The sequence below is a fragment of the Methanosarcina sp. genome (genome assembly GCF_049706645.1).
Classification (GTDB): Archaea; Halobacteriota; Methanosarcinia; order Methanosarcinales; family Methanosarcinaceae; genus Methanosarcina.
The window spans coordinates 1-1,445 of record NZ_JBNAKP010000070.1; the positions used below are offsets into that span (position 1 = coordinate 1).

General features: G+C 39.0%; 1 protein-coding gene. It reads left to right on the plus strand.

Annotated elements, in window-relative coordinates; all coding sequences use genetic code 11:
- Nucleotides 1–52: 52 nt before the first annotated feature.
- On the plus strand, nt 53–1,445 hold a 1,393-nt coding region (locus ACPK8D_RS16715; protein WP_424718987.1), incomplete at its 3' end, for an IS110 family transposase.

The following is a 1,445-nucleotide window of genomic DNA, read 5'->3' on the forward strand; positions in this document are numbered from 1 at the left end:
ATTAGATAAGCTTGAACGATGCTTGATTTAATTTTAAACACTTAATTATTACATGAGTAAAGAGTACTTTTTAGGAATTGATGTTAGCAAGGGTTATGCTGATTTTATCCTGGTAAATGAGAACCAGGAAACTGTTGAGGATTTCATTCAACTAGATGACACAACTAGAGGACGAGATATTCTCGAGCAACTTGTTGCCAAGTACTTCATGTTGATACCTGGTTTAACCATTTACTGCGGGTTGGAAAGCACTGGCGGATATGAGAGGAATTGGCATGTTCACTTGTTATCCCTTGCAACAAGGTATAATTTAAAGGTTGCAAGGGTAAATCCTGTATCCATCAAGGGTATAAGCAAGGCATCTTTAAATCGCTCGACCACAGATGAAACCAGTGCTGTTAATATTGCAACTTACCTTGCAAGCTACAAGGCAAAGATTGATTTTAGTAACAAGAGCCTGGATCTTACTTTTCAAGACGAGAGAAGCATCTATACCTTTTACAAGATGCTGGTAAAACAAGAAACCCAGCTAAAGAATCAACTAGAGAAAATAATCTATCAATCATCATCTGAGCTGTTATTTTACTGCAAGAGAGGAATGCCCTTATGGCTACTGAGGGTACTAGAAAAGTATCCTACAGCCGAGGCGATTAATAAGGCGGGCGCTAGTAAGCTTGTAAAGATCAAGGGCATAAGTGCAGCTCGTGCATCGGCATTGTTAAAGAGGGTTGAAGTAAATAAGTCGAAGTCTTCTGCTGATATCTCATTCGTGATTAAAAACACGGTAAGCGAGATACTTCACAAGAAAGATAGAATAGAAGAGATAGAAGAACACCTGGTAGAGAAGTACGGTACTCATGAATACGTTCAACTTTTAACTTCAATAAAAGGGATAGGAATACCTACAGCTATCTTGATATTATTTGAAATAGAGAACATTAACCGGTTCAGCACAGTAAAACAGATGGTTGCTTATTTTGGGGTTAATCCTGAATTTAGACAGAGTGGTGATGGTACATCAGGTAACCACATGTCAAAGAAAGGACGCAAGACACTCAGGGCATCACTTTACATGTCATCACTTACCGGTCTTAGATGGGACCCGGTAATGAGTCAGCTTTACAAGAGGTTCAGGGGAATGGGAAAGAATCACTATTTTGCCATGGGAGTATTGATGCACAGGTTATTAAGAGTCATATACGGTGTATTGAAGTCAGGTCGGAAATATGATGTAACCATTGATCAGGAGAACAGGGACAGGGCCATGGAGAAGCAAAAATCAATAAATGATTTAAAGAAAATACAAATCAAGAATAATCGACTGAAAAGAAGAAGATATCTTGAAGATGATAATGAGGCTGCACCAATATCAGGTAGAAAAGACAGGAAATTAAAAGAGCTGGAGACGTCGCCAAGCACGAAGAGTGCAGTAGTACGGGATCATC